This is a genomic window from Pseudomonas sp. RW409 (assembly GCF_003184125.1).
GTDB lineage: Bacteria > Pseudomonadota > Gammaproteobacteria > Pseudomonadales > Pseudomonadaceae > Aquipseudomonas > Aquipseudomonas chlororaphis_I.
This window is the reverse complement of sequence record NZ_QHHP01000004.1, coordinates 722,021-743,956: the sequence shown is the minus strand read 5'-3', so window position 1 is coordinate 743,956 and position 21,936 is coordinate 722,021. Positions and strand designations below refer to the sequence as shown.

The 21,936-nt window shown below is 65.9% G+C and carries 24 protein-coding genes; 3 read left to right on the top strand and 21 right to left on the bottom strand.

Features of this window, described 5'->3' with window-relative positions; genetic code table 11:
- Positions 1–155 precede the first annotated feature (155 nt).
- Together hemE and DK261_RS05970 are read left to right on the top strand one after the other, a co-directional pair.
- A complete protein-coding gene (gene hemE / locus DK261_RS05975) occupies positions 156–1,223 on the top strand; it encodes a uroporphyrinogen decarboxylase (RefSeq protein WP_028683775.1) in 1,068 nt (355 codons plus the stop codon).
- 130 nt (positions 1,224–1,353) lie between these two features.
- Positions 1,354–1,701 carry a YgiW/YdeI family stress tolerance OB fold protein gene (locus tag DK261_RS05970; RefSeq protein ID WP_009046606.1) on the top strand — a complete coding sequence of 116 codons (348 nt, stop codon included), beginning with the start codon at positions 1,354–1,356 and terminating at the stop codon, positions 1,699–1,701.
- Positions 1,702–1,786: 85 nt separating this feature from the next.
- Here DK261_RS05970 and DK261_RS05965 read toward each other — a convergent pair whose 3' ends face one another.
- A complete protein-coding gene (locus tag DK261_RS05965; protein WP_028683774.1) occupies positions 1,787–3,055 on the bottom strand; it encodes an MFS transporter in 1,269 nt (422 codons plus the stop codon).
- A 120-nt stretch (positions 3,056–3,175) separates the two neighbouring features.
- Between DK261_RS05965 and DK261_RS05960 the strand changes: the two genes are divergently transcribed.
- Complete coding sequence (locus DK261_RS05960) at positions 3,176–4,069, top strand: LysR family transcriptional regulator (RefSeq protein ID WP_110175401.1); 894 nt, start codon at positions 3,176–3,178, stop codon at positions 4,067–4,069.
- 419 nt (positions 4,070–4,488) lie between these two features.
- On the opposite strand, the gene DK261_RS05955 is transcribed toward DK261_RS05960, so the two are convergent.
- From DK261_RS05955 to DK261_RS05865, 20 genes are read right to left on the bottom strand one after another with little or no spacing between them, the layout of a single operon-like run.
- Positions 4,489–4,935 carry a hypothetical protein gene (locus DK261_RS05955; RefSeq protein ID WP_009046609.1) on the bottom strand — a complete coding sequence of 149 codons (447 nt, stop codon included), beginning with the start codon at positions 4,933–4,935 and terminating at the stop codon, positions 4,489–4,491.
- A 40-nt stretch (positions 4,936–4,975) separates the two neighbouring features.
- Positions 4,976–5,422 carry a hypothetical protein gene (locus DK261_RS05950; protein WP_009046610.1) on the bottom strand — a complete coding sequence of 149 codons (447 nt, stop codon included), beginning with the start codon at positions 5,420–5,422 and terminating at the stop codon, positions 4,976–4,978.
- Between the two features lie 23 nt (positions 5,423–5,445).
- The gene (locus DK261_RS05945; RefSeq protein ID WP_016704452.1) at positions 5,446–6,675 is read right to left on the bottom strand and encodes a beta-ketoacyl-ACP synthase; all 1,230 of its coding nucleotides are present in this window, start codon (positions 6,673–6,675) and stop codon (positions 5,446–5,448) included.
- A complete protein-coding gene (fabG, locus tag DK261_RS05940; RefSeq protein ID WP_110175400.1) occupies positions 6,675–7,403 on the bottom strand; it encodes a 3-oxoacyl-ACP reductase FabG in 729 nt (242 codons plus the stop codon). The genes DK261_RS05945 and fabG overlap by 1 nt, the downstream gene beginning before the upstream one ends.
- The gene (locus tag DK261_RS05935; protein ID WP_110175399.1) at positions 7,400–7,873 is read right to left on the bottom strand and encodes a hotdog family protein; all 474 of its coding nucleotides are present in this window, start codon (positions 7,871–7,873) and stop codon (positions 7,400–7,402) included. The genes fabG and DK261_RS05935 overlap by 4 nt, the downstream gene beginning before the upstream one ends.
- The gene (locus DK261_RS05930) at positions 7,870–9,066 is read right to left on the bottom strand and encodes a beta-ketoacyl-[acyl-carrier-protein] synthase family protein (protein ID WP_016704455.1); all 1,197 of its coding nucleotides are present in this window, start codon (positions 9,064–9,066) and stop codon (positions 7,870–7,872) included. Before DK261_RS05930 ends, DK261_RS05935 begins: the two co-directional genes overlap by 4 nt.
- Positions 9,063–9,548 carry a DUF3261 domain-containing protein gene (locus tag DK261_RS05925; RefSeq protein WP_009046615.1) on the bottom strand — a complete coding sequence of 162 codons (486 nt, stop codon included), beginning with the start codon at positions 9,546–9,548 and terminating at the stop codon, positions 9,063–9,065. Before DK261_RS05925 ends, DK261_RS05930 begins: the two co-directional genes overlap by 4 nt.
- Complete coding sequence (locus DK261_RS05920) at positions 9,545–10,291, bottom strand: class I SAM-dependent methyltransferase (protein ID WP_038630417.1); 747 nt, start codon at positions 10,289–10,291, stop codon at positions 9,545–9,547. The genes DK261_RS05925 and DK261_RS05920 overlap by 4 nt, the downstream gene beginning before the upstream one ends.
- On the bottom strand, positions 10,288–11,535 hold the full coding sequence (locus tag DK261_RS05915) for an NAD(P)/FAD-dependent oxidoreductase (protein ID WP_110175398.1): 1,248 nt from the start codon (positions 11,533–11,535) through the stop codon (positions 10,288–10,290). Before DK261_RS05915 ends, DK261_RS05920 begins: the two co-directional genes overlap by 4 nt.
- On the bottom strand, positions 11,522–12,697 hold the full coding sequence (locus DK261_RS05910; RefSeq protein WP_038630419.1) for a hypothetical protein: 1,176 nt from the start codon (positions 12,695–12,697) through the stop codon (positions 11,522–11,524). The genes DK261_RS05915 and DK261_RS05910 overlap by 14 nt, the downstream gene beginning before the upstream one ends.
- Positions 12,694–15,033: an MMPL family transporter gene (locus DK261_RS05905; RefSeq protein WP_110175397.1), complete on the bottom strand. Its 2,340-nt coding sequence runs from the start codon at positions 15,031–15,033 to the stop codon at positions 12,694–12,696. Before DK261_RS05905 ends, DK261_RS05910 begins: the two co-directional genes overlap by 4 nt.
- Positions 15,017–15,709 carry an outer membrane lipoprotein carrier protein LolA gene (locus DK261_RS05900; RefSeq protein WP_110175396.1) on the bottom strand — a complete coding sequence of 231 codons (693 nt, stop codon included), beginning with the start codon at positions 15,707–15,709 and terminating at the stop codon, positions 15,017–15,019. The genes DK261_RS05905 and DK261_RS05900 overlap by 17 nt, the downstream gene beginning before the upstream one ends.
- Positions 15,706–16,131, bottom strand: coding sequence for a thioesterase family protein (locus tag DK261_RS05895; protein WP_016704462.1), 426 nt, complete (start codon positions 16,129–16,131; stop codon positions 15,706–15,708). The genes DK261_RS05900 and DK261_RS05895 overlap by 4 nt, the downstream gene beginning before the upstream one ends.
- Positions 16,124–17,668, bottom strand: a complete 1,545-nt coding sequence (hutH, locus tag DK261_RS05890) for a histidine ammonia-lyase (RefSeq protein ID WP_016704463.1) — start codon at positions 17,666–17,668, stop codon at positions 16,124–16,126. Before hutH ends, DK261_RS05895 begins: the two co-directional genes overlap by 8 nt.
- A complete protein-coding gene (locus DK261_RS05885) occupies positions 17,649–18,614 on the bottom strand; it encodes a glycosyl transferase (protein ID WP_009046623.1) in 966 nt (321 codons plus the stop codon). Before DK261_RS05885 ends, hutH begins: the two co-directional genes overlap by 20 nt.
- Positions 18,611–19,345 carry a glycosyltransferase family 2 protein gene (locus DK261_RS05880; RefSeq protein ID WP_009046624.1) on the bottom strand — a complete coding sequence of 245 codons (735 nt, stop codon included), beginning with the start codon at positions 19,343–19,345 and terminating at the stop codon, positions 18,611–18,613. The genes DK261_RS05885 and DK261_RS05880 overlap by 4 nt, the downstream gene beginning before the upstream one ends.
- Entirely contained in the window at positions 19,338–19,463 is a 126-nt protein-coding gene (locus tag DK261_RS33475; RefSeq protein WP_016704466.1) for a hypothetical protein, read from the bottom strand. Before DK261_RS33475 ends, DK261_RS05880 begins: the two co-directional genes overlap by 8 nt.
- Positions 19,456–21,135: an acyl-CoA synthetase family protein gene (locus tag DK261_RS05875; protein ID WP_110175395.1), complete on the bottom strand. Its 1,680-nt coding sequence runs from the start codon at positions 21,133–21,135 to the stop codon at positions 19,456–19,458. The genes DK261_RS33475 and DK261_RS05875 overlap by 8 nt, the downstream gene beginning before the upstream one ends.
- Complete coding sequence (locus DK261_RS05870; RefSeq protein WP_009046626.1) at positions 21,132–21,677, bottom strand: membrane protein; 546 nt, start codon at positions 21,675–21,677, stop codon at positions 21,132–21,134. The genes DK261_RS05875 and DK261_RS05870 overlap by 4 nt, the downstream gene beginning before the upstream one ends.
- Entirely contained in the window at positions 21,674–21,928 is a 255-nt protein-coding gene (locus tag DK261_RS05865; protein ID WP_007926835.1) for an acyl carrier protein, read from the bottom strand. Before DK261_RS05865 ends, DK261_RS05870 begins: the two co-directional genes overlap by 4 nt.
- Positions 21,929–21,936: the final 8 nt, after the last annotated feature.

Below are 21,936 nucleotides of genomic sequence, written 5' to 3'. Positions count from 1 at the left end.
CAAGCTCAAAGCCACGGCGCTTGGGGCTTGCAGCTTGAAACTTGGCGCTGCTCTCCCTGCGACCAATTGACCCGATAGATAAAAGGCACGGCTCTCGCCGTGCCTTTTGCGTCGCGCTCTGAGAAAATGCCCGCACTTTTTTTCCGGATGCCGACATGACTGCCCTGAAGAACGACCGTTTCCTTCGTGCCCTGCTCAAGCAACCCGTAGACGTCACCCCGGTGTGGATGATGCGTCAGGCTGGGCGCTACCTGCCTGAATACCGCGCCAGCCGTGCCAACGCCGGTGACTTCATGAGCCTGTGCATGAACCCGGAGTTCGCCTGCGAAGTCACCCTGCAACCGTTGGACCGTTATCCACAGCTGGATGCGGCCATCCTTTTCTCCGACATCCTGACCATCCCCGACGCCATGGGCCAGGGCCTGTACTTCGAAACCGGCGAAGGCCCGCGTTTCAAGAAGGTCATCAGCACCCTGGCCGACATCGAGGCCCTGCCGATCCCGGATCCGCACAAGGACCTGGGCTACGTGATGGACGCGGTCAGCACCATCCGCCGCGAGCTCAACGGCCGCGTGCCGCTGATCGGCTTCTCCGGCAGCCCCTGGACCCTGGCCACCTACATGGTCGAGGGCGGCTCGTCGAAGGACTTCCGCAAGATCAAGGCGATGCTCTACGACAACCCGCAAGCCATGCACCTGCTGCTGGACAAGCTGGCGCAGTCGGTCACCAGCTACCTCAACGGCCAGATCAAGGCCGGTGCGCAAGCGGTGCAGATCTTCGACACCTGGGGCGGCAACCTGTCGGCGGCGGCCTACCAGGAGTTCTCCCTGGCCTACATGCGCAAGATCGTCAGCGGCCTGATCCGCGAACACGAAGGGCGCAAGGTGCCGGTGATCCTGTTCACCAAGAACGGCGGCCTGTGGCTGGAAAGCATTGCCGACGCCGGTGCCGACGCCCTGGGCCTGGACTGGACCTGCGACCTCGGCGAAGCGCGCCAACGGGTCGGCAACAAGGTCGCGCTGCAAGGCAACATGGACCCGACCGTGCTCTACGCCAAGCCGGAAGCGATCCGTGCCGAAGTCGGGCGCATCCTCGCCAGCTATGGCAAGGGCAGCGGCCATGTGTTCAACCTCGGCCACGGCATCACCCCGGAAGTCGACCCGGAGCACGCCGGCGCCTTCCTGCGCGCGGTGCACGAACTGTCGGCGCAGTATCACCAGTGATCGCGGCCTGATAAGCAAGCCCGGCATTTGCCGGGCTTTTTTTGCCTTCAGGAAAGGGCCGGCGGATTAAGTTTCAATTCAGCCTGGCTGGTTAATCTGGCTTTATCGAAACCCACATTGGATCACTGCCATGAAAACCCGTTACCTCGTTCTGTTGCTCGCCCCGCTGTTCAGCACCGCCGCCCTGGCTGTCGGCTACACCGGTCCTGGCGCCCAGGCCGTCACCACCGTCGCGGCGGCCAACGATGCCTCGGACGATACGCCGGTGGTGTTGCAGGGCCATGTGGTCAAGAAGCTGAACAACGACGACAAGTACGAATTCAAGGATGCCAGCGGCACCATCACCGTTGAGATCGACGACGAAGACCTGCCGCCGGTGGCGTTCAACGAGAAGACCCAGGTCAGGCTGACCGGTGAGGTCGAGAAGGGGTTGATGAAGCGCGAGATCGACGTCGACCTGGTGGAAATCGTCAAGTAAGCCGATCGACAGATATCGCCCATGCCGGCGACCGGACCCCGCATATGGATCGCGGGGGCTGGTCGCCGGCATGTTGGTTTAGCGACTACTGAGTGGCCAGCGGCGGCAGCTTGGCCAGCTTCAAGGCCACCAGCAGCGCCACCACCAGCAGGGCGCTGATGAACAGGCCGATGCCGTTCCACCCGGCCATGTGCCAGAACACCCCGCCCGCCGTCCCGGCGATGCTCGATCCGGCGTAATAGCTGAACAGGTACAGCGATGAAGCCTGGCCCTTGGCCTTGAGGGCGCGCCGGCCGATCCAGCTGCTGGCGACCGAATGGGCACCAAAGAAGCCGAACGTGAAGATCAGCATACCGATGATCACCACCGACAACGGGCTGAGCATGGTCAGGGCGAGGCCGGCGAGCATCAGCGAAATGGTGGCCCAGAGCATTTTGCGTCGCCCCAGGCGGTCGGCCAGGGCGCCGATTTTCGCCGAGCTGTAGATCCCCGACAGGTACACCACCGACAGCAGGCCGACGAAGGCCTGATCCATGTGATACGGCTCGGCCAGCAGGCGATAGCCGATGTAGTTGAACAGCGTGACGAACGCGCCCATCAGCACGAAGGCTTCAAGGAACAGCAGCGGCAGGCCGGCATCGCGAAAGTGCATGGTGAAGCCGTCCAGCAGGCTGCGCGGGTGCAGCGAGCGGGCGCGGAAGTTGCGCGATTCGGGGAGGATCTTCCAGAACACCGCCGCGGCGATCAGCGCCAGGCCACCGATCACCAGCATCGCCGTGTGCCAGCTGACGAAGTCGATCAGCACCCCGGTGATCAGGCGGCCGCTCATGCCACCAATGGCGTTGCCGCCGATGTACAGGCCCATGGCCAGGCCGATGTGCTGCGGATGGATCTCCTCGCTCAGGTAAGTCATCGCCACCGCCGCCAGACCGCTCAGGGACAGCCCCACCAGCGCGCGCATCAGCAGCACGCCGTGCCAGCTCGGCATCAGGGCGCTGGCAATGGTGCACAGCGCGGCGGCGAACAGGGCGGCCACCATCACCGGCTTGCGGCCGATGCGGTCGGAAATCGGCCCGGTGACCAGCAAACCGATGGCCAGCAGGCCGGTGGCGACCGAGAGGATCAGGCTGCTCTGCGCGGCGTTGATGGAAAATTCCCGGGACAGCAGCGGCATCATCGGTTGCACGCAGTAGAGCAGGGCGAAGGTGGCGAAACCGCCGGAGAACAGCGCCAGCACCGTGCGCATGAACATCGGCGTGCCTTTTTCGATGTAGACCTCGTTCAGTTGCGCGACGACCTCATCGAGGGCGGTGGGAGGGAGTTCGTGGGCGAGTGGAGCGACAGCGGTTTTCACGGGAGACCTCGGGGGAGCGCAGCCGGTCAGGCAATGGAAAAAAGCATATAGCTGGCTAATGTTTCTTTCCAATATATTGTTCGACCTGATTGATATGTTTTACGACCTAATGAGGCGATCATGGAATTGCGTCACCTGCGTTACTTCATCGCGGTGGCCGAAGAGCTGCATTTCGGCCGCGCCGCCCAGGTTTTGGGCATCTCCCAACCGCCCTTGAGCCAGCAGATCCAGGTGCTGGAGCAGGAGGTCGGCGCGCGCCTGTTCGAGCGCACCAATCGTCGGGTCGAACTCAGCGAGGCCGGCAGGCTGTTCCTCGATGAGGCGCGACAGGTGCTGGCCCAGGTCGACAAGGCCGCGGATGTGGCCCGGCGGGCGCAGCGGGGGGAACTGGGCGAGCTGAAAATCGGCTTCACCTCGTCGGCGCCTTTCAACTCGAGCATTCCCCAGGCGATCTTTGCTTTTCGCCAGCGCTTTCCCGACGTGCACCTGAAGCTGCGGGAGATGAGCAGTACCCAGGTAGCCGAGGCGCTGCTGGACGAGTCGATCCAGGTCGGCATCATGCGGCCGTTGCCGCTGCCGGACTCCCTGAGCGTGGTGGAGTTGCTGCGCGAACCGCTGGTGGCGGTGCTTAGCTCCAAGCACCCGCTGGTGGCCGGCAGCGAAGCCGGCCTGGCGCTGTCGGCCCTGGCCCACGAACCCTTCGTGTTCTTCCCGCGCAGCTACGGCAGCGGCCTGTATGCGCAGTTGCTGACCCTGGCCCGGGATGTCGGTTTCACCCCGCATTTCGCCCAGGAAGCGGGCGAGGCCATGACCATCATCGGCCTGGTGGCGGCGGGGCTGGGGGTCTCGGTGTTGCCGGCGTCCTACCAGCGCATGCGTATCGACGGCGTGGTCTATCGACCGCTGCTCGACCCCGAGGCAGTCTCGGCGGTGTGGCTGGCGCAGCGCACCGACCAGCGCTCGCCAATGGCCAAGGCCTTTGTCGAGCTGCTGACCCGCAAGGCTGAGTTGTAACGGTCTGCTGGGCAAAGTGCGACATGCTTGCCACGGTCGGCTTGCCGCGACTCGATCGGATCAGGCGCAAAGGCCGTCATGGCCGACGAGTTTACGAAGTCTTGCAACTTACAGACGAAGAGCTCGCTGCCGTCAAAGCCGCTGTACGCAAGGCTTTGGGGCTCTGATACCGACTTTCCTGTGGAAAACGGCAATTGGCCACGGTTGCCGGGCGGCAGGCTTCGAGCGACACTGCGCGCGTACCCGAAAGGGACTTGTGAGACTCTGAGGATCCTGGGCAACCAGCCATCGCAGAGCCAGACAGGCAGAGCGCGATGACAAGCCAGCCTGTTTGTGAAAGGGCGCCGAAAGGCGCCCTTTGTCGTTTCCGGGGGATGGAAACTGTGGATCAGGTCATGCCGATTTCATCGGCAGGCGCCTTACTGCACCTTCGCCAGATCGCCGCGCAGCGCGACGCCTGCCATCAGGGCGCCCGCGTGGCATTCGTAGGTTTTCGCGTCCTTGCGCTCGTTGCTCTTGTAGAAGCTGGCAATGTCGGTCACCGCATTGGCGCCGACTTTCTTGGCGGCCTGGTGCAGGGTGATCAGCGCCGATTGCAGGACCCATTCGCAGGCCACTTCGTCGCTCTTGTTGAAGGCGTTGGTCTTCTTGTTGGTGACCGCGCCCGCGCTGATCACCGTGACCTTGCCGGCGGGCTGGTTGCCGGCCAGGTAGAACTTCACGCTGCCGTCGATCTTGCCGGTGCTGATGGCTTCGGCGACCACCTTGTCGAACGGCAGGTACAGTGCGGTATCACGGGCCTGGCTGACGCCGGGCAGGGTGCAGAGCAGCAGGGTGGCGGCAGCGGCCAGGGTCTTCAATTGCATGGTGGTCTCCTTGACGTAGAAAGCGGGTAGCGGCTGGCGCTCAATTAGGCGCGGCAATCGCCTGGGCCGAGCTGGACAGCTGTTGCGCGGTCCGTTCGTTCTGGTTGTCCTTCAGCTCGCGCAGGATGCCCTTGTCCAGCAGGCGCACCCAGCGGATGTAGTTCTTGTGGATCTTGCCGTCCGCGTAGCCCATGCCACGGCTGTCGCGGTAGAGGATCTTGTAGTGGGTCGGCGCGTACTGGATGTCGATTTCCACGTGGTATTGCTCGCGCACAGTGATCTCGGCCTGGATCAGCTCCGGGCTGATGCGCTGCACGGTCCACTTGCGGGCGACCAGGTTTTTCAGGATCGCCTGTTTCATTTCCTCATGGTCGGCCTTGAGGGTGGCGGGCAGGACCCGGTCCGGGGTGTACATGCGCTTGCTGGTGCACGAGACGCAGGTCAGCAGGGCCAGCACGATCAGGCAGGCGCGAAGCAGGGAGGGCATTCCATTTTCTCCAGGGGGTAACGTCATTGAGGCCAGCGGCGGAAGATCAGCGAAGTGTTGACGCCGCCAAAGGCAAAGTTGTTGTTCATCACGTACTCGCAGCTCATCTGCCGGAATTCGCCGCGCAGGTAATCCAGCTCGCCGCAGCGCGGGTCGACCGTGTCGAGGTTGAGGGTGTGCACGTAGAGGTCGCGGTTGAGCATCTCGATGCTGAACCAGGACTCCAGCGCGCCACAGGCCCCCAGGGTGTGGCCGAGGAAACTCTTCTGCGAACTGATGGGCATCCGGCTGCCGAACAGGCTGCTGGTGGCCAGTGTTTCGGCAATGTCGCCCTGTTCTGTAGCGGTGCCGTGGCCATTGACGTAACCGATGGCCGAAGGCTCGAGGCCGGCGTCTTCCAGGGCCAGCTCCATGGCCCGGCGCATGGTGGCCTGCTCCGGACGGGTGGTGTGCTGGCCGTCGGCGTTGCTGCCGAAACCGACGATCTCGGCATGGATATGCGCGCCACGAGCCAGGGCGTGTTCCAGCTCTTCGAGTACCAGCATGCCGCCGCCCTCGCCGATCACCAGGCCGTCGCGGTCGCTGTCGTAGGGCCGCGGGCTGGTGTGCGGGGCATCGTTTTTCAGGCTGGTGGCGTAGAGCGCGTCGAACACCATGGCTTCGGTCGGGCACAGCTCTTCGGCGCCGCCGGCGAGCATCAGCGGCAGGCGGCCGAACTTGATCGCCTCGTAGGCGTAGCCGATGCCCTGGCTGCCGCTGGTGCAGGCGCTGGACGTCGGGATCAGCCGGCCGGTGAGGCCGAAGAAGATGCTGATATTGGCCGCGGTGGTGTGCGGCATCATGCGCACGTAGGAGTTGGCGTTGAGGCCTTCGGCAACCGAGTTCAGCAGCATGTTGCCGAACGCCTTGATCTCGTCGGTGCTGCCGGTGGACGAGCCACAGGCCACGCCCATGCGCCCGTCCTTGATCGACTCGTCACCCAGCAGGCCGGCATCGGCCAGGGCTTGTTCGGCAGCGCCCACGGCGAGCCGCGACACCCGGCCCATGCTGCGCAGCTGCTTGCGGGTCCAGTGGTCCGGTACCTTGAAGTCGTCCACGGGGCCGGCCAGGCGGGTATTGAGTTCGCTGAAGCGATCCCACTCGTCCATCCGGCGAATGCCGCTGCGGTTGGCGCCGAAGTTGGCGGCGATGGTGTCCCAGTCGCTGCCCAGCGAAGTGATGCCGGCCATGCCGGTGACGACCACACGCTTCATCAGACCAGGCCTCCGTTCACCGCCAGCACCTGGCGGGTGATGTAGGCGGCCTCGGCGGACATCAGGAAGTTCACCGCGCCGGCGACTTCCTCCGGGGTGCCCATGCGCTGGGCCGGGATCATCTTAAGCAGCTCGTCCACCGGCACGTTCTCGTCGAGCATGGCAGTGTCGATCAGGCCTGGCGCCACGCAGTTGACGGTGATCTTGCGTTTGCCCAGCTCGATGGCCAGGGCCTTGGCGGCGCCGATCAGGCCGGCCTTGGACGCGCTGTAGTTGACCTGGCCACGGTTGCCGACCTGTCCGGACACCGAGGCGATGCAGACGATACGCCCGGCGGTGCGGCGCCGGATCATCGGCATCATCACCGGGTGCAGGACATTGTAGAAACCGTCGAGGTTGGTGCGCAGCACGGTGTCCCAGTCGTCTTCGCTCAGGGCCGGGAAGGCGCCGTCGCGGGTCAGGCCGGCGTTGAGCACCACACCGTAGTAGGCGCCGTGGGCTTCCACGTCGGCTTCGAGAACGGCCTTGCAGCTGGCGCGGTCGGTCACATCGAATTGCAGGATGCGCGCCTGGCGCCCCAGGGCCTCGATTTCGGCCTGCACGGCCTCGGCTTCGCTGCGGCCACTGCGGCAATGCAGGATCAGGTCATAGCCGCTCTGGGCCAGGCGCAGGGCGATGGCGCGGCCGATACCACGGCTGGAGCCGGTGACCAGTATGGATTCAGTCATGGCTGGACTCCTGTTGATAAAGCGGGTGATTCGTTCAGGTAGCTGTCCGCCTGGGGCGGACAGAACACGTTGAGGCGGGCGACGGCCTGGATGCCGGGGGCACTCAGGTGGCATTCGAATACGCCCATGCCGTTGTCGTCTTGCAGGGAGCGCAAGGCGTGAATCTGCAGTTCGCTGCCGGCCGGGAAGTGGTCCACATTGCATTCGAACTTGCGGGTGCCGAGGAGGAACCCCAGCTCGACGGCCTGGCCTTTCTGGCGCGCATGGCAACCGGCGTAGGCGGCGATGCTCTGGGCCATTATTTCAATGCCGACCCAGGCCGGCAGGCTGCCGTCGGCACGGCTGAACAGGCCACCGGGTTTGACGGTGAGGCGGGTGTGGATCTGCTCTTCATCGAACGCCAGGACCTGATCGATCAGGATCATGTCGCCCGCGTGGGGCAGCAGTTCGGCGAGCGGCCAGTCAATCATGGGGCGTCTCCGATAATCAGGCTGACGTTGTTGCCACCGAAGGCAAAGGAGTTGCTCATCAGGCAGCGCGGAGCGTTCTGCTCCAGACGTGTGGTGGCGGTGACCCAATGCAGCGGCGGCAGTTGCGGGTCGGCCTGGGCGTCCCAGACATGGGGCGGCAGGGCGTGCGCGCTGTTCGCGGCGGACAGGCTCAGCCAGCAGAACGCCGCTTCCAGGGCGCCGGCGGCGCCCAGGGTATGGCCGCTCATGGGTTTGGTCGACGAGCAGGGCACGCCAGCCGGGAACAATTGGTCGACCGCCAGGCTTTCCATGGCGTCGTTGTGCTGGGTGGCCGTGCCGTGCAGGTTCAGGTAGCCGATCTGTCCGGCTTGCAGGCCGGCATTGTGCAAGGCCTTCTGCATGGCTTGCAGGGCGCCGCGCCCGCTGGGTTCGGGCGCGGAAATATGGTGCGCGTCGGAGCTGGCGCCGGCGCCGAGCAGGGCGATCGGTTGTGCGCCGAGGGTTTCCTTGCTCATCAGGAACAGCACGGCGGCTTCACCGATATTGATGCCATCGCGGTTGACCGAGAACGGATTGCAGCGCTGGTCGGACACTGCTTCCAGGGCCGAGAAACCGTTGAGGGTCAGCTTGCACAGGCTGTCGACGCCGCCGCACAGCACCGCGTCGCACAGGCCCAGGTCGAGCAGGCGGCGGGCGCTCATCAGCGCGCGGGCGCTGGAGGTGCAGGCGGTGGAGATCACATAGGCCGGGCCGCTGAGGTCGAGCCAGTCGGCGAGAAAGTTCGCCGGCGCGCCGAGCTCCTGCTGCCGGTAGTCGTAGTCGGCCGGGAAATGCCGGTCGCGCAGGTAGTGGGCGATGCCGCGGCTGGCTTCGTCGATGCCCGAGGTGCTGGTGCCGAGGACGATGCCGATGCGGCTGTGGCCGTAGCGGGCTATGGCCTGGTCGATGTCGCCACGGATCTGCAGGGCGGCCTCCAGCAGCAGCTGGTTGTTGCGGCTGCTCTGCTGTCCCAGCTCCGGCGGAATGCTCGCTAGCGGCCCCTGGACGGCGGCCACCGGCACGCTGCGCTCCGGCACCCAGCCGGCTGCGGCGCGCATGCCGGAGCAGTCGCCGGCAAACAGGCTGCGGGCCACTTGCTGCTTGTCGCGCCCAAGGGCACAGATCACCCCGAGGGCATTCAGGTAGGCCGTCATGAGGCGTTCTCGGCGGTCAGCGGGCTGATGTGGTAGTACAAGCCCTGGGGCAGCTCCAGGCGAAAATCCAGGGCCTGGCGATAGCGGACCTGCCAGTGCGGGGCGAGGTCGCGCTGCGCGCCGTGCTGCCGGGCGGCTGGATAATTATCTCGCAGTTCGCCCGCGGGCGTCAGGGCGAATAGCAGGGCGGCGAACAGTTCGCGGGCCTCCGGGTTCGGCGGCAGCAGGCCATCGGCCTGCCAGCGACCGTCGATCAGTTGCTGGCGCGCCAGGGGAATGCCCAGCGGGTCGAGCAGCGACCAGCGGATGCCCGGCCCTTCGGCCTGGATCACCAGCAGCCAGTCCTGGCGCTGCCCGGCCTGTTGCCGCTCGATATGCAGTTGCAGCGGCAGGGCCAGGCTCGGGGTTTTCTCGGGCAGCGGCGGCTGGCTGGCGCAGGCGCTCAGCAACAGCAGGCAGCCGACGAGCAGGGCACGGATCATCCGGCGGCACCTTCGTGCAAGGGTTTGCGGGCGACCACATTGACCAGGGTTTCTTCCCGTTGGCCAAAGGGTTTCGGGCGGCGCAGGCCGAAGCGTTCGAGCAGCCCGAAATCCTTGGCACGGCTCCACCACAGATAGGGATAAGACACATTGCGCGGGGTAAATTCAAAACCCTGTCGTCGGATCATTTCCAGATACTGCGCCGCGCTTTTCTGTACATGCATCGGGTGGCGGAACAGCCAGCGGATCACCCAGGTGTCGATGTAGGCCTCGGTGGATTCGGCGAACAGCAGGTAACCGCCCGGCTTGAGCACGCGATAGAACTCGGCCAGGGCTTTTTCCTGTTCCACCAGGTGGTGAAAGGTCTGGTGGCAGAACAGCAGGTCGACGCTGGCATCGGCCACGTCCAGGGTCGCGCAGTCGCTGCCGATCAGCTCGACCTGCAGGCCCTGGCGCGCCGCCTCTTCGCTGCTGAGCCTGAGGCTGTGCGGGTCGGCGTCCAGGCCGATCAGGCGCCGCGGGGCGAACACCTGGCGCAGGTACTGGAACGACTTGCCCTGGCCGCAACCGGCATCCAGCAGCACCGGGTTGGCCGGTGGCTGGTTGTCGAACAGGCGGCGCAGGTCGTTGATCGCCACCCGCAGCACATGGTGCTGCCAGGTGTGGCTGCGCAGGAACCAGAAGCCGAAGCGGGTTTCCTCGACGTAGCTGGCGCTCAGGTATTGCGGCTGGGTGTCGTTCATGGAGCCTCCATGGCGCAGATTTCCGAGAGCATGCGCAGCCGGCGCTTGGGTTCGCTGACGAACGGGTTGCGTTCGTCCCAGGCATAGCCGGCGAGGATTGAACTGATCATCCGGCGAATCTCCGGCGAGCTGCCCGGGTGGTAGATCACGTCCTGGAAGGTGCCGGCGTACCAGCCTTCGACGTAGCAACGGAAGGTGTCGACACCGCGCTTGAGGGGGATGGCGAACTCTGTTTCCCAATCCACGCTTTCGCCCTGCAACTGCCGATGCAGCACGGCGGCGGCCATGCTCGCCGAACGCATGGCGATGGTCACGCCGGAGGAGAACACCGGGTCGAGGAACTCCGCGGCGTTGCCCAGCAGCGCGAAGCCCGGGCCGTGCAGGGTCTTGACGTTGGCCGAGTAGCCGCCGATGGTCCGCGCCGGGGTGTCCCACACGGCGTTGTGCAGGACCTTGGCCAGGCTCGGGGTTTGCTCGATGAAACCGCGCAGGCACTGGTCCAGGTCGTCGTCACGACCGTCGAAGTGCTCCTTGGCCGCCACCACGCCGATCGAGCAGCGGCCGTTGCTGAACGGGATGGTCCAGAACCACACATCGCGTTTGCTGGGGTGAGTGGTGATGAGGATCTTTTCCCGCTCGAAAGCCGGGCTGTCGATGTGGTCTTCGATATGGGTGAACACCGCCTGGCGGACCGGGAAGTTCGAGGGTGCTTCCAGGTCCAGCAGGCGTGGCAGCACACGGCCGTAGCCGCTGGCGTCGAGGACGAAACCGGCCTCCACGCGGTACTCGCTGCCGTCTTCGCGCAGCACCTGCAGCTGCGGCCTGGCCAGGTTGAAGTCGGCGCTGACGATGGCCTCGCCATAACGCACTTCAACGCCTTGCAGGGCGGCCTGATCGGCCAGCAGCTTGTCGAAATCGGCGCGTTGCACCTGAAAGGTGGTGGGCTTGCCCTCGCTGAAGGTGTCGCCGAAATCGAAGGCACTGTAACGCTCGCCCCAGGCGAACGCGGCGCCGTTCTTCAGCTGGAAGCCCGCCGCCTTGACCGCCTCGAGCATGCCGGCCTCTTCGACGAAATCCAGGCAGTGGGACAGCAGGCTTTCACCGATCGAAAACCGTGGGAAATGCTGGCGCTCGACGATCAGCACGTCGTGGCCTTTGCCCTTGAGCAGCGCGGCGGCGATGGCGCCCGATGGGCCGGCGCCGATCACCACAATCTGGCGGCGTTCCATTTCAACTGTTGGCACTGGGGCTCCTTGCCGGTTCGGCGATGTTCGGGTTCGAAGGGACCAAAGGTGTTCGGTGCAGCCCGGCCAGGGCCGGCATCAGGGTAGCGATCAGGCCCATGAGCATCAGCGCGAAATACAGCGCCGGGCTGATCAGCTGTTGTTGCAGCAGCAGGTTGAGAAAAACGATCTCGCTCAGCCCGCGAATATTCAGCAGCAGGCTTTCCCGCCAGCGGCTGGCGCCCTTGAAGGAGGCGCCGGCCCAGCCCAGGCCGAGCCAGTTGCCGAGCAGCTTGCTGGCAATCGGCAACAGCAGCAACGCCCCCAGTTGCACCCAGCCGAGGCTGTCCATGGCGCTGTGCACATTGATCTGCACGATGCCGAACGTGAGGATCAGCGGAATGGCGATAAAGGTCTGCAAACGGCTCATCCAGGCTGCCTTTAACGGCAGCACTAGCGGCACCTTGAGGGCGGCCATGCACAGCAGGTAGCCGATGCCGAAAATCAGCGCGTTGAGTTTGTAGTGTTCGGCCACCACCAGCAGGCCGAAGAAGCCCAGGCTGTGCAGCAGCGGCTGGCGCAGGCCGAGGCCGCGCAGGAGCAGCGGCAGGCAGGCACCGGCCAGCGGCAGCAGCAGGCTGCTCAGGTGCAGGCTGCCTTGGGCGACGCCGAACAGGGTCCAGCAGCCGAGGTCGATAAGGATCGCGGTCTGCACCAGGCGCCGGGTGGCCAGCGGCGGATAATCGATGTGCCGCAGGTACAGGTACAACACCGGAATTGCGGTAATGGCGAACAGCAGGCCGACCGCCAGGGAACTCAGCCAGGGTTGCGCCGGCAACAGCCAGACCGCCGTGGCCAGGCCGCAGGCGAAGGGAATGGCGAAGCTCGGCAGGGCGATCTTCAGGCTCTGGCGGTCCAGGCGCAGGTCGATCACGTCGCTGAGGATATGCCCCAGCAGCAGGGCGAAACTCAGGCCGTACAGGTTCTTCAGCCAAGTCGGCGAGACCAGTTGGGCGCCACTCAACTGCCAGTGCGGTTCGATCCAGAACAGCATCAGCAGCGGCAGGCCGAAGGTCGCCAGCAGCAACTGGCTGACGATCGGGATCAGGCCGAAACGGCTGCCGATGCGGGTGGCGAGCGCGAACAGCAGCAGCGCCATGAGCCAGAACAGGGCAATCATCACAGGGCTGGCTCCGTAACGGGCTGGCGATGGCGCTGGCGACCGGCCCAGGGCGCCAGGATAAAGCTGAAGGCCAGGCCCAGGCTCACCGCCAGGCCGAAGTTGCTGACCGCCGGGGTGCTGGAAATCGCCAGCAGGCCGAACGACAGCCAGGTGGTCAGCGCTGCAAGCAAGGTGCCGAGCAGGCTCACGGCGGCCCCGCCGACCTGTTCACGCATGAGGATGGCGTAGTCGACACTGATGGCGGTCACCAGCAACAGGCCGAACAGGCTGAACAGGGTCAGCGGTTGCCCCAGCCAGCCCAGGCTGGCGAGGCTGCACAGGGCCGCCAGCAGCGGCAGGGCGACCAGGCGCAGGGCGCCGCCGAGGCCGAACGGCAGGATCAGCAGCAAGACGATCAGCACGCAGGAGGCGAGTTTGAGCTCGGCGGCGCTGACCTGGGTGGCGGCGAACACTTGGTTCAGCTCACCCAGGCGGTCCACCAATTGCACCCCCGGCAGATCCTGCGCCTGGATCCGCAATAGCTGTGGGTTGTTCAGCCCCTGCAGGCTGACCATGGCCGCCACGCCGTTGTCGGTGGGGCCCAGCCACAGGGTGCGGTAAGGCTCGGCCAGCGGGCCTTGCAGGGCGCTGTCGATGTCTTCGTCGGGCAGCGCCCGCAGTTGCGCAAGTTCCGCGTTCAGGGCCGTGACCGGGACTCCGAGATCCAGCAGCGGCTGCCAGTACCGCGGCAGCGCGTCCAGGGCCTGGCGCAGGCGCTGTTGCTCGCTGGGCAGGCTCACCAGTTGGTTGAGCGACAGGTAGCCCTGGAGTTTTTCCAGGTTGACCAATTGCTCCAGGCGCTCGCTCAGGGCGCCGAGGCGTTCGAGCAGCTGTTGCTGATCGGCCCCGCGCACCAGGAAGAACTGACTGGTGGGCTGGTAGCCGGTAATCCGCGCGATGGCCTGGGCTTCGTTGAGCAGTTGTGGCGGCGCGCCGATCCACTGGCGGATATCGTTTTTGCTGTCGAGCTGCCACAGGCCGCCGGCGCAGAAGGCGATCACCAGCGCCAGCAGCCAGGGGCTGGACACGCGCTTGAGCAACTGCGTGCGCAGGTTCAGCAGCCATTCGGCCACGCGCAGCGGCCATTGCGCCGGTTGCAGCTCGACGCCGCGCAGCAGCGCCGGCAGCAGGCACACCGCGCTCAGGTAGGCACCCAACAGGCCGGCGGCGGAAAACACAGCGATCTGGGTCAGGGCCGGGAACGGTGTCCAGGCCAATGCCAGGTAGCCGATGCAACTGGTGGCCAGGCTCAGGCTCAGCCCCGGCAGGGTCAGGCGCAGGGCTGGCCAGCTGTGCCAGGGGCGCAGGCTCCAGCTCTTGGACAGGTAGTGCAGGGGGTAGTCGACGGCGACGCCGATCAGGCTCGAACCCAGCACCAGGGTCATCACGTGCATATGACCGAAGAAGGCCACGCAGGCCACCGCGCCGAACAGCATGCCCACCAGCACCGGCACGAACGCCAGCAACACCCGCCAGCGACGGAAGGCCAGCAACAGCAGCAGGAGGATGCCGACAGTAGCGCCGCCGCCGACCCAGGTGATCTCGCGGGAGGCTTGCTGCTGGCCGTTGGCGGCGTAGAGCAGACCACTGGCGGCCAGCAGCTGGACGTCGGCCTGGGCGGCCTGTTCGCGGCTGTGCTGAAGCAAGGCCGCCACCTGCAGCGGCAGTTGCATGTCGAAGGCGTTGCCGGTGGTGCGTGCTCGCAGCAGCACCCAGCTCTTGCCGTCGGCATCGGCGATCAGGGTGCCGCTGCCGATGTCCAGTTGCACCGCGCCGCGTTGCGGCTGGCTGTTCTGGATGCGCCCGGTCAGGCCCAGCCAGTCGTCCTGGCTCGGGACCAGGCTGAAACCGCTAAAGGGGTCGAACAGCGTCTGTACGCGCTGCTGGATAAAGGCCTCGGGGTGCTCGATCAACTGCTGGCGGTCGGCAGCAGCAAGCATCGCCAGGCGCCCTTGCAGCAATTGCGTGCGCAGCGCCGGCAGGTCGGCCTGCAGGTTCCACTGGACCTTCTCGAACAGCCCGCTGGCCTGCCATTGCTCACCCAGGCGCTGGGCCATGGCGATGGCCTGCTGGCGCTCGGCGTGGCCCACCAGCACCAGCATTTCGCGGTTCAGCGGCTCCTGCATGCGCTGCTCGGCCTTGAGCTCCAGGGCATCGGGGTCGGTGCCCGGCACCAGCTCCATGAGGTTGGCCGACAGCGGCGCGCCATGGCGCCATTGCCAGCCGGCCAGGGCCAGCACGGCTACCAGCAGGAGCAGGAACAGGCGCGGCCACCAGCGTTCACTCGGCAAAGTCATGTTGCTCCGCGTCGCTCAAGGGCTGGTTGCTGATGCTGTCGTGCATCTCCAGCACAGTGCTGTCGCCCTGGGTTTCCAGTAGCTCGATGCGCTGCACCAGTTCGCCACCGTCGATGTTGATCTGGTTGAACACCTGCTTGAGCAGCAGCGAACGTGGGGTCAGGGTCAGTTTCCAGGCCTTGGCGTCGCCGGCCAGGGCCAGCTCGAAGTCGCGTTGCAGGCCGCTGCTGTCGCCTTGCAGCACGGCGAGGAACAGGCGGTTCTGTTCGGCCCCGGCGCTCTTGTTCGGCAGCATTTGCCAGCCGCTGCCATCCCGGCGGGCGATGCCTTTGCCGGTGATGCGGTAGTCCTGTTGCAGCGGTGTTTTCAGCAGCCACAGCAGGCCATGGTTCTTCGCCAGGACGAAGCTGCCCTTGCTGGTCAGCGGCTGGGGCAGGGCGCGCAGGTGTTTCTCCTGGACGAAGCTGCCGTGGATCACCTCGGGTCTGGCCAACTGGTCGCTGAGCTGTTGCAGGTCGAAGGCATTGGCCAAGCCTGGAGTGCCCAACAGTACGAGCACTGTAGGAGCGAGCTTGCTCGCGAAAAACCGCAGAACGCCGTGACGTGTCAGGTAGCTCGCGCAATCGTTGACGATTTTCGCGAGCAAGCTCGCTCCTACGGGAAGCGGTCGGGTCATGGCAGAAGCCTCTCGACGGCATCGGTGAACACCTTGGGCGAGGCCAGTTGCATCTCGCGGCTGGCGATCTCCACCGCCACCTGCACCGAGCTGGCGCGGGTCAGGCGTTCGCCGGTTTCCAGGTCGCTGATCAGGTAGTTGATCTTCAGGCGGTTTTCCCACTCCACCAGGCTGGCGCGGACCTTGAGCTTCTGGCCGAATACCGCGCCGCGCACATAGCGCAGTTGCAGGTCGATCACCGGCCAGGCGTAGCCGGACTCGAGCATCTGGTTGTAGTTGTGGCCGAGCTTGTCGAGCAGGGCGCAGCGGGCCACTTCCAGGTACTTCACGTAATGCCCGTGCCAGACCACGTGCATGGTGTCGACGTCGAAAAACGGCACCTGGATCTCGGTGTCCGCGTGCAGCACGCCCCGGCTACGCATGCAGCCTCCAGTGTTGCTCGGCAATGCGTTGCAGGCACAGGCGCAGTTCGCCTTCCAGGGCGCGGTCCTCGATCACCGGCGGGAAGTCCTTGGCCAGCTCCTGGTGCATGGCGGCCAGGGCTGGCGGCAATGGCCGTGCATCCTCGGCTCGGCTGCGCAGCCAGACGCCCTGGTTGGCGGCCAGCAGGGTGGCGGCGGCGACCTGTTCGGTCAGCTCCAGCACGCGGATCGCATCGCGGGCGGCGATGGTGCCCATGCTCACCTTGTCCTGGTTGTGGCATTCGGTGGAGCGCGAGAACACGCTGGCCGGCATGGTGTTTTTCAGCGCTTCGGCGGTCCAGGCGCTGGTGCCGATCTGTACCGCCTTGAAGCCGTGGTTGATCATGGCGCGGTCCGCCGGGGCGCCGGACAGATTGCTCGGCAGGCCGTGGTTGTAGCGCTCGTCCACCAGCAGCGCGAGCTGACGGTCCAAGAGGTCGGCGACGTTGGCCACCAGGTTCTTCAGGCTGTCCATGGCGAAGGCGATGTGCCCGCCGTAGAAGTGCCCGCCGTGCAGCACGCGTTCGGCCTCGGCATCGATGATCGGGTTGTCGTTGGCGCTGTTCAGCTCGGTTTCGATGAAGCCGCGCAGCCAGCCCAGGCTGTCGGCCAGCACGCCCAGCACATGGGGCGCGCAACGCAGCGAGTAGCGGTCCTGCAGGCGGTGCAGCGGCGCGGTCGGTGCGTCGATGGCCAGGTCCTGGCGCAGCCAGGCGGCGACCTGCATCTGCCCCGGGTGCGGCTTGGCGGCGAACAGGCGCTCGTCGAAGTGTTCCGGGTTGCCCTGCAAGGCGACCACGTTCAGCGCGGTGATGCGCGTGGCCAGTTGCAGCAGGTAGTCGGCGCGGGCGAAGGCCAGGCAGGCCAGGCCGGTCATCACCGCGGTGCCGTTCATCAGCGCCAGGGCTTCCTTGGGCCGCAGCACCAGCGGCTCCCAGCCCAGCTCGCGGTGCACCTCGGCCGAGGTCCGGCGCTCGCCGCGGAACATCACCTCACGCTCGCCGGACAGGGTCGCGGCCACGTAGGACAGCGGCGTCAGGTCGCCGCTGGCGCCTACCGAACCCTCTTCGGGAATCAGCGGCAGGATGTCGTGCTCGAGGAACGCCTGCAGGCGCTCCAGCAGTTCCACGCGCACCCCGGACACGCCGTGGCACAGCGACTGCAAGCGCGCCGCCAGCACCGCGCGGGTGGCTTGCGCGTCCAGCAGCTTGCCCAGGCCGCAGCCGTGGAAGGTGTACAGATGACGGGGCAACGCCTCGACGTGCTGCAGCGGCACCGCGACCACGCAGGAGTCGCCGTAGCCGGTGGTCACGCCGTAGATCACGCCTTCCTTGTCCAGCAGCGAATCGAGGAATTGCGCGCCCTTGGCGATGCGCTGGCGGAATGCGCTGTCGTCCTGCAGCCGGGTCGGCGCCTGACGGTTGGCCAGGGCCAGCACGTCTTCGATGCGCAAAGGGAGTTCGCCGAAGGTTACCGGCTCAAGCGGATGCGTCGTCATCGGTCTTCCAGAAAGGGTAAAAGTTGAACCATTGTTGGGGCGCTTCGAGGCAGTACTGGCCCAGGCGCTCGGCGTAGCGAGCAGTCCACTGGGCGATGACCTGCTCGCGGTCGCTGCGTTTCCACGCCACGGCCTCGGTGAAGGGTTCGAGGAACACTCGATAGCGACCATTGTTTTTCAGGCACAGCAGCAGGTTGACCGGGCATTTCAGCAGGCCCGCCAGCAGCCACGGCCCCTGGGGAAAGGGCGCCGGATGGCCGAGGAAATCCACCCGCACGTTGCGCCCGCCGTGCAGCGGTACACGGTCGCCGGCAATCGCCAGCCACTCGCCGCGATCCAGGCGCTGGCTCAGTTGCAGCATGACCGCCGGATCCAGCTCGCTGACCTGGATCAGCCGCAGGTTGGTGGCCCCGGCCTCGCCCAGCAGGCGATTGAAACGTTCGGCGTGCTTGGTGTGCACCAGCACGTTCATGGTGACCTTCTCGCCCAGCTCGGCCAGGGCGCGGCAGACTTCGAGGTTGCCCAGGTGCGCGCCCACCAGCATCTGTCCGCGGGTGCCGCGCAACTGGTCGCGCAGCCGGGCCGGGTCGACGATCTCGATCTGTTCCAGGCGCAGCTTGCCGTTCCACACGTCGAGCTTGTCCAGCAGGGAGTCGGCGAACGCCATGAACTGGCCGAAGACCCGCCAGTGGCTGGGACGCAGCTCGGCCTTGCCGCTCCAGTCGGCCAGGCGCCGCTGGTACAACCAGGCGCTGCGGCGGGCACCGCGGCCGAACAGGAAAAAGTAGAAAACGATGATGTACAGCACCGGGCTCAACACCCGGCGCCCGAGCACCCGCACGCCCAAGGCGGTGAGCTTCATCAGCCAGAAGCTGCCGCGCTCCTTGTGCTCGGCCCAATGTTGCTTGTCCGGCTGTTTGTCCTGTTTGTCTGGTAGCGCCGTCATGCTTGCCACCGTCGCCAGAGGATCAGCGGCGCGCGCAGCAACATGCCGAAGAACAGCCGGGCGTGCATGCTGGAAATCAGCAGGTTGTCGTGGAACAGGCGAAAGTGCGACAGGCCATCCACCGGGTAACGGACCTGGGTCGGCAACCAGCGCATCGGCTGGTTGCGCCAGGACAGGCGCACCAGAATGTCGGTGTCGAAATCCATGCGCCGGCCGATCTTCACCGAGTCGATCAGCGCCAGGACTGGCGGCAGGGGGTAGACCCGGAAGCCGCACATGGAGTCGGGGATCTGCAACGACAGGGTATTGATCCAGACCCAGACGTGGGTCAGGTAGCGCGCGTAAAAACGGCCCTTGGGCACGCTGGCGTCGTACTGTGGATAACCGCAGACCAGCGCTTCGGGGTGGGTGCGGGAGGTGGCGATAAAGTTATCCACATCGCGCAGGTCGTGCTGGCCGTCGGCGTCCACTTGCAGGGCGTGGCTGAAGCCCAGGCGCGAGGCTTCGCGCAGCCCGGCCATGACCGCGCCGCCCTTGCCCTGGTTGACCGCGAGCTTGACCAGGAACACCTGTTCGCGCTCGGCCAGCTGTTCCAGCACGGCGGCGCAGGCCGGGCTGCTGGCGTCGTCCACCAGCACGCAGGGCAGGCCGCTGGCGAGCAGGGCATCGACCACCGTCGGCACGGCGGCTTCATGGTTGTAGACCGGGATCACGGCGCAGGGGTTATGCATGGGCACTGACCTTGTCGCGAGCAAGCTCGCTCCTACAGGATTTGTACAGGCCCTTGTAGGAGCGAGCTTGCTCGCGATCGAGCGCGTAGCGCTCGCCGAGGGCCAATAACTTATCCACAGGCGTTCTCCAGCAGGATGCGGCCGCTGGAGCAGGCGGCGGTGTCATTGCGGTAGGCAAAGTAGAGTTTGCCGCGCTCATGATCGAAGCGCAGGTGCAATTGCACCTGGTCTCCGGGGCGCACCAGTTGCTGGAACTTCAGCACTTCCATGCCGGCAAAGCGGCCCGGCAGATCGAGCAACTGCTGGCCCAGGGCCAATGCCCAGTCCACCTGGACCACGCCCGGCAGCACCGGGGTCTGGGGGAAGTGGCCGCTGAAGTAGGCCAGGTCCGGCGGGATCGCCAGTTGCAGGCTCCATTCGCCGTCGGCCTCGAGCTGTTCCAGCACTTCCGGCGCCCGTGGGCGCGGGGCCAGCAGCAGGGCTTCGACGTCGGCCTGGGGCAGCTTGCCCTGGCTGTTCAGGGGCAACTGGCGCAGCAGGCGCCAGCGGCGTGGCAGCGCCAGGGCCTCGCAATGCTGGCTCAGGTGCTGGCGCAGCGCTTGGGTGAGGGCCCGACGCCCCTGATTGCGCAAGGCGTGCAGGCCTTGTTCGCTGAGGACCAGCAGCGCGCCGAGGGAGGCGCGGTTTTCCCGGACCACCCCAAGGCGCGCTTCGGCGACCCAGGCATGCCCGGCCAGGGCCTGTTCCAGCATCGGCAGGGAAATGCGTTTTTCTTCCAGCTTGACGATCCGGTCCAGGCGCCCGAGCAGCTCGAAACGCCCATCGGCGGCGATGCGCGCGGCATCGGCAGTGTGTTCGACATGCCCGGCCGGCAGGTAGGGCGAGGCGATCAGCAGGGCGCCGTCGCTGTCCTGGCTCAGCTCGACCCCGGCGAAGGCTTGCCACAGGCTGTCGCCCTGGCGCCAGGCGATGCCGCCGGTTTCCGAGCTGCCGAGGATCTCCGTTGGCCATTGTCGCAGGCGCTGGTGCAGGCCTTGCGCGGCGTCGGCGGGCAGCGCGCCGCCGGAGGAAAACACCCGGCGCACCGGGCTCAGGGCCGGCCAGTCGAGGTTGTCGCCCATGCGCTTGAGCAGCGCCGGGCTGGCGACCCAGGCAAAGGCCGGGTGTTCGCGGCTGGCGCGCTGCAGGTCTTCCGGGAACGGCAGCTGCCGGCGGACGAAGGTGCGCCCGGCGCAGAGCGGCCAGAGCACACGGAACAGCAGGCCGTAGATATGTTGGGTGGCGACGCTGCCGATGATGCAGGCCTGGCCCAATTCCTCGCCCCACAGTTGCTCCAGGGCCTCGACTTCGTTGGCCAGCTGGCGCAGGGATTTGTCGATGCGCTTGGGTTCGCCGCTGGAACCGGAGGTGCACAGGCTCAGGCGGCAGGTGTCGAGGTCGAGTTCGGCGGCGGGCAATGGCGGCTGGTCGAAGTCAGCCAAGTGGGCATCACCGGGCTGGTCGGTCAGCCACAGGTCGACCTGGGTCGACCAGCGTTGCCGGGTCTGCGGTTGCAGGTCGGCGGGCAGCAGTACGCTGACCCCGGCGCGCCAGGCGCCGAGCAGGGCGATGGCCAACTCGGCGGCATCTTCCAGGTGCAGGGCCAGGCGCTGTACGCCCCTGGCCCGCAAGCCCGCGGCCAGGCTCAGGGCCTGGTGCTGCAGCTTGCTGTGATCGAGTGCCGGTTCGAGCGTGACGGCCCGTTCCGGCAACGACTTGAGCAGCAGGTGCTCAAGCTTTATCCAATTCATGCGCGGCCTCGTACGCGTTGTCGTAACAGCCATTCAATGGCAAACAGCAAACCCATCAACCCGTAGGCGATCAGGCCGTTGTACAACGTCCACCAGCTCAGCGGCGCCCACAGGGTCAGGGCGGCGGCGAGCAATCCGTTACAGAGGAAAAATACACTCCAGGCGACAGTCACCTGGCGGGTGTAGCGAATCGCTTTTTCCGGCAGTTCCGGCTCGCTGAGGCGGGCCAGGCGTTCGGCCACCGGCGGACCGAATTTCAGGCTCAGGCCGAACAGCGTGAGCATGAAGCCGCTGACCAGCACCGGGTACCAGCGCAATAACGATGGGCTGTCGAACAGCGCCAGCAACACGCAGAAGACCAGGGCCGCGCCCGCCATCAACAGGCTGCCGGGACGCCGTTCGCCGGTCAGGGCCCGGGCCAGCCACAGGCTGCCGAGCAACAGGCCGAACTGCCATGGCGCGAAATGCTCCATGCCGAAATACACCGCAAAGGGATACAACAGGCCCGCCAGCAGCAGGCCAAGGCCGATCAGCCGGCTCATGCGGCCGGCTGGACCAGACGGTATACCGCCTCGACCACGTCATTGACGGTACGCACCGACTTGAATTCCTCGGCGGCGATTTTCTTGCCGGTCTTGCGCTTGATGTGATCGATCAGGTCGACGGCGTCGATGCTGTCGATTTCCAGGTCTTGATACAGGTTGGATTCCAGGCTTACGCGTTCCGGTTCCAGTTCGAAGAGTTCCACCAGGGCATCACGCAAGGTGTTGAAGATGTCGTCGCGAGTTTGCATGGTCCGGT

Coding starts and splice junctions, on each gene's coding strand:
- hemE (WP_028683775.1), top strand. CDS start 156: ATGACTGCCCTGAAGAACGACCGTTTCCTTCGTGCCCTGCTCAAGCAA.
- DK261_RS05970 (WP_009046606.1), top strand. CDS start 1,354: ATGAAAACCCGTTACCTCGTTCTGTTGCTCGCCCCGCTGTTCAGCACC.
- DK261_RS05960 (WP_110175401.1), top strand. CDS start 3,176: ATGGAATTGCGTCACCTGCGTTACTTCATCGCGGTGGCCGAAGAGCTG.
- DK261_RS05955 (WP_009046609.1), bottom strand. CDS start 4,935: ATGCAATTGAAGACCCTGGCCGCTGCCGCCACCCTGCTGCTCTGCACC.
- DK261_RS05950 (WP_009046610.1), bottom strand. CDS start 5,422: ATGCCCTCCCTGCTTCGCGCCTGCCTGATCGTGCTGGCCCTGCTGACC.
- DK261_RS05945 (WP_016704452.1), bottom strand. CDS start 6,675: ATGAAGCGTGTGGTCGTCACCGGCATGGCCGGCATCACTTCGCTGGGC.
- fabG (WP_110175400.1), bottom strand. CDS start 7,403: ATGACTGAATCCATACTGGTCACCGGCTCCAGCCGTGGTATCGGCCGC.
- DK261_RS05935 (WP_110175399.1), bottom strand. CDS start 7,873: ATGATTGACTGGCCGCTCGCCGAACTGCTGCCCCACGCGGGCGACATG.
- DK261_RS05930 (WP_016704455.1), bottom strand. CDS start 9,066: ATGACGGCCTACCTGAATGCCCTCGGGGTGATCTGTGCCCTTGGGCGC.
- DK261_RS05925 (WP_009046615.1), bottom strand. CDS start 9,548: ATGATCCGTGCCCTGCTCGTCGGCTGCCTGCTGTTGCTGAGCGCCTGC.
- DK261_RS05920 (WP_038630417.1), bottom strand. CDS start 10,291: ATGAACGACACCCAGCCGCAATACCTGAGCGCCAGCTACGTCGAGGAA.
- DK261_RS05905 (WP_110175397.1), bottom strand. CDS start 15,033: ATGACTTTGCCGAGTGAACGCTGGTGGCCGCGCCTGTTCCTGCTCCTG.
- DK261_RS05900 (WP_110175396.1), bottom strand. CDS start 15,709: ATGACCCGACCGCTTCCCGTAGGAGCGAGCTTGCTCGCGAAAATCGTC.
- DK261_RS05895 (WP_016704462.1), bottom strand. CDS start 16,131: ATGCGTAGCCGGGGCGTGCTGCACGCGGACACCGAGATCCAGGTGCCG.
- hutH (WP_016704463.1), bottom strand. CDS start 17,668: ATGACGACGCATCCGCTTGAGCCGGTAACCTTCGGCGAACTCCCTTTG.
- DK261_RS05885 (WP_009046623.1), bottom strand. CDS start 18,614: ATGACGGCGCTACCAGACAAACAGGACAAACAGCCGGACAAGCAACAT.
- DK261_RS05880 (WP_009046624.1), bottom strand. CDS start 19,345: ATGCATAACCCCTGCGCCGTGATCCCGGTCTACAACCATGAAGCCGCC.
- DK261_RS05875 (WP_110175395.1), bottom strand. CDS start 21,135: ATGAATTGGATAAAGCTTGAGCACCTGCTGCTCAAGTCGTTGCCGGAA.
- DK261_RS05870 (WP_009046626.1), bottom strand. CDS start 21,677: ATGAGCCGGCTGATCGGCCTTGGCCTGCTGCTGGCGGGCCTGTTGTAT.
- DK261_RS05865 (WP_007926835.1), bottom strand. CDS start 21,928: ATGCAAACTCGCGACGACATCTTCAACACCTTGCGTGATGCCCTGGTG.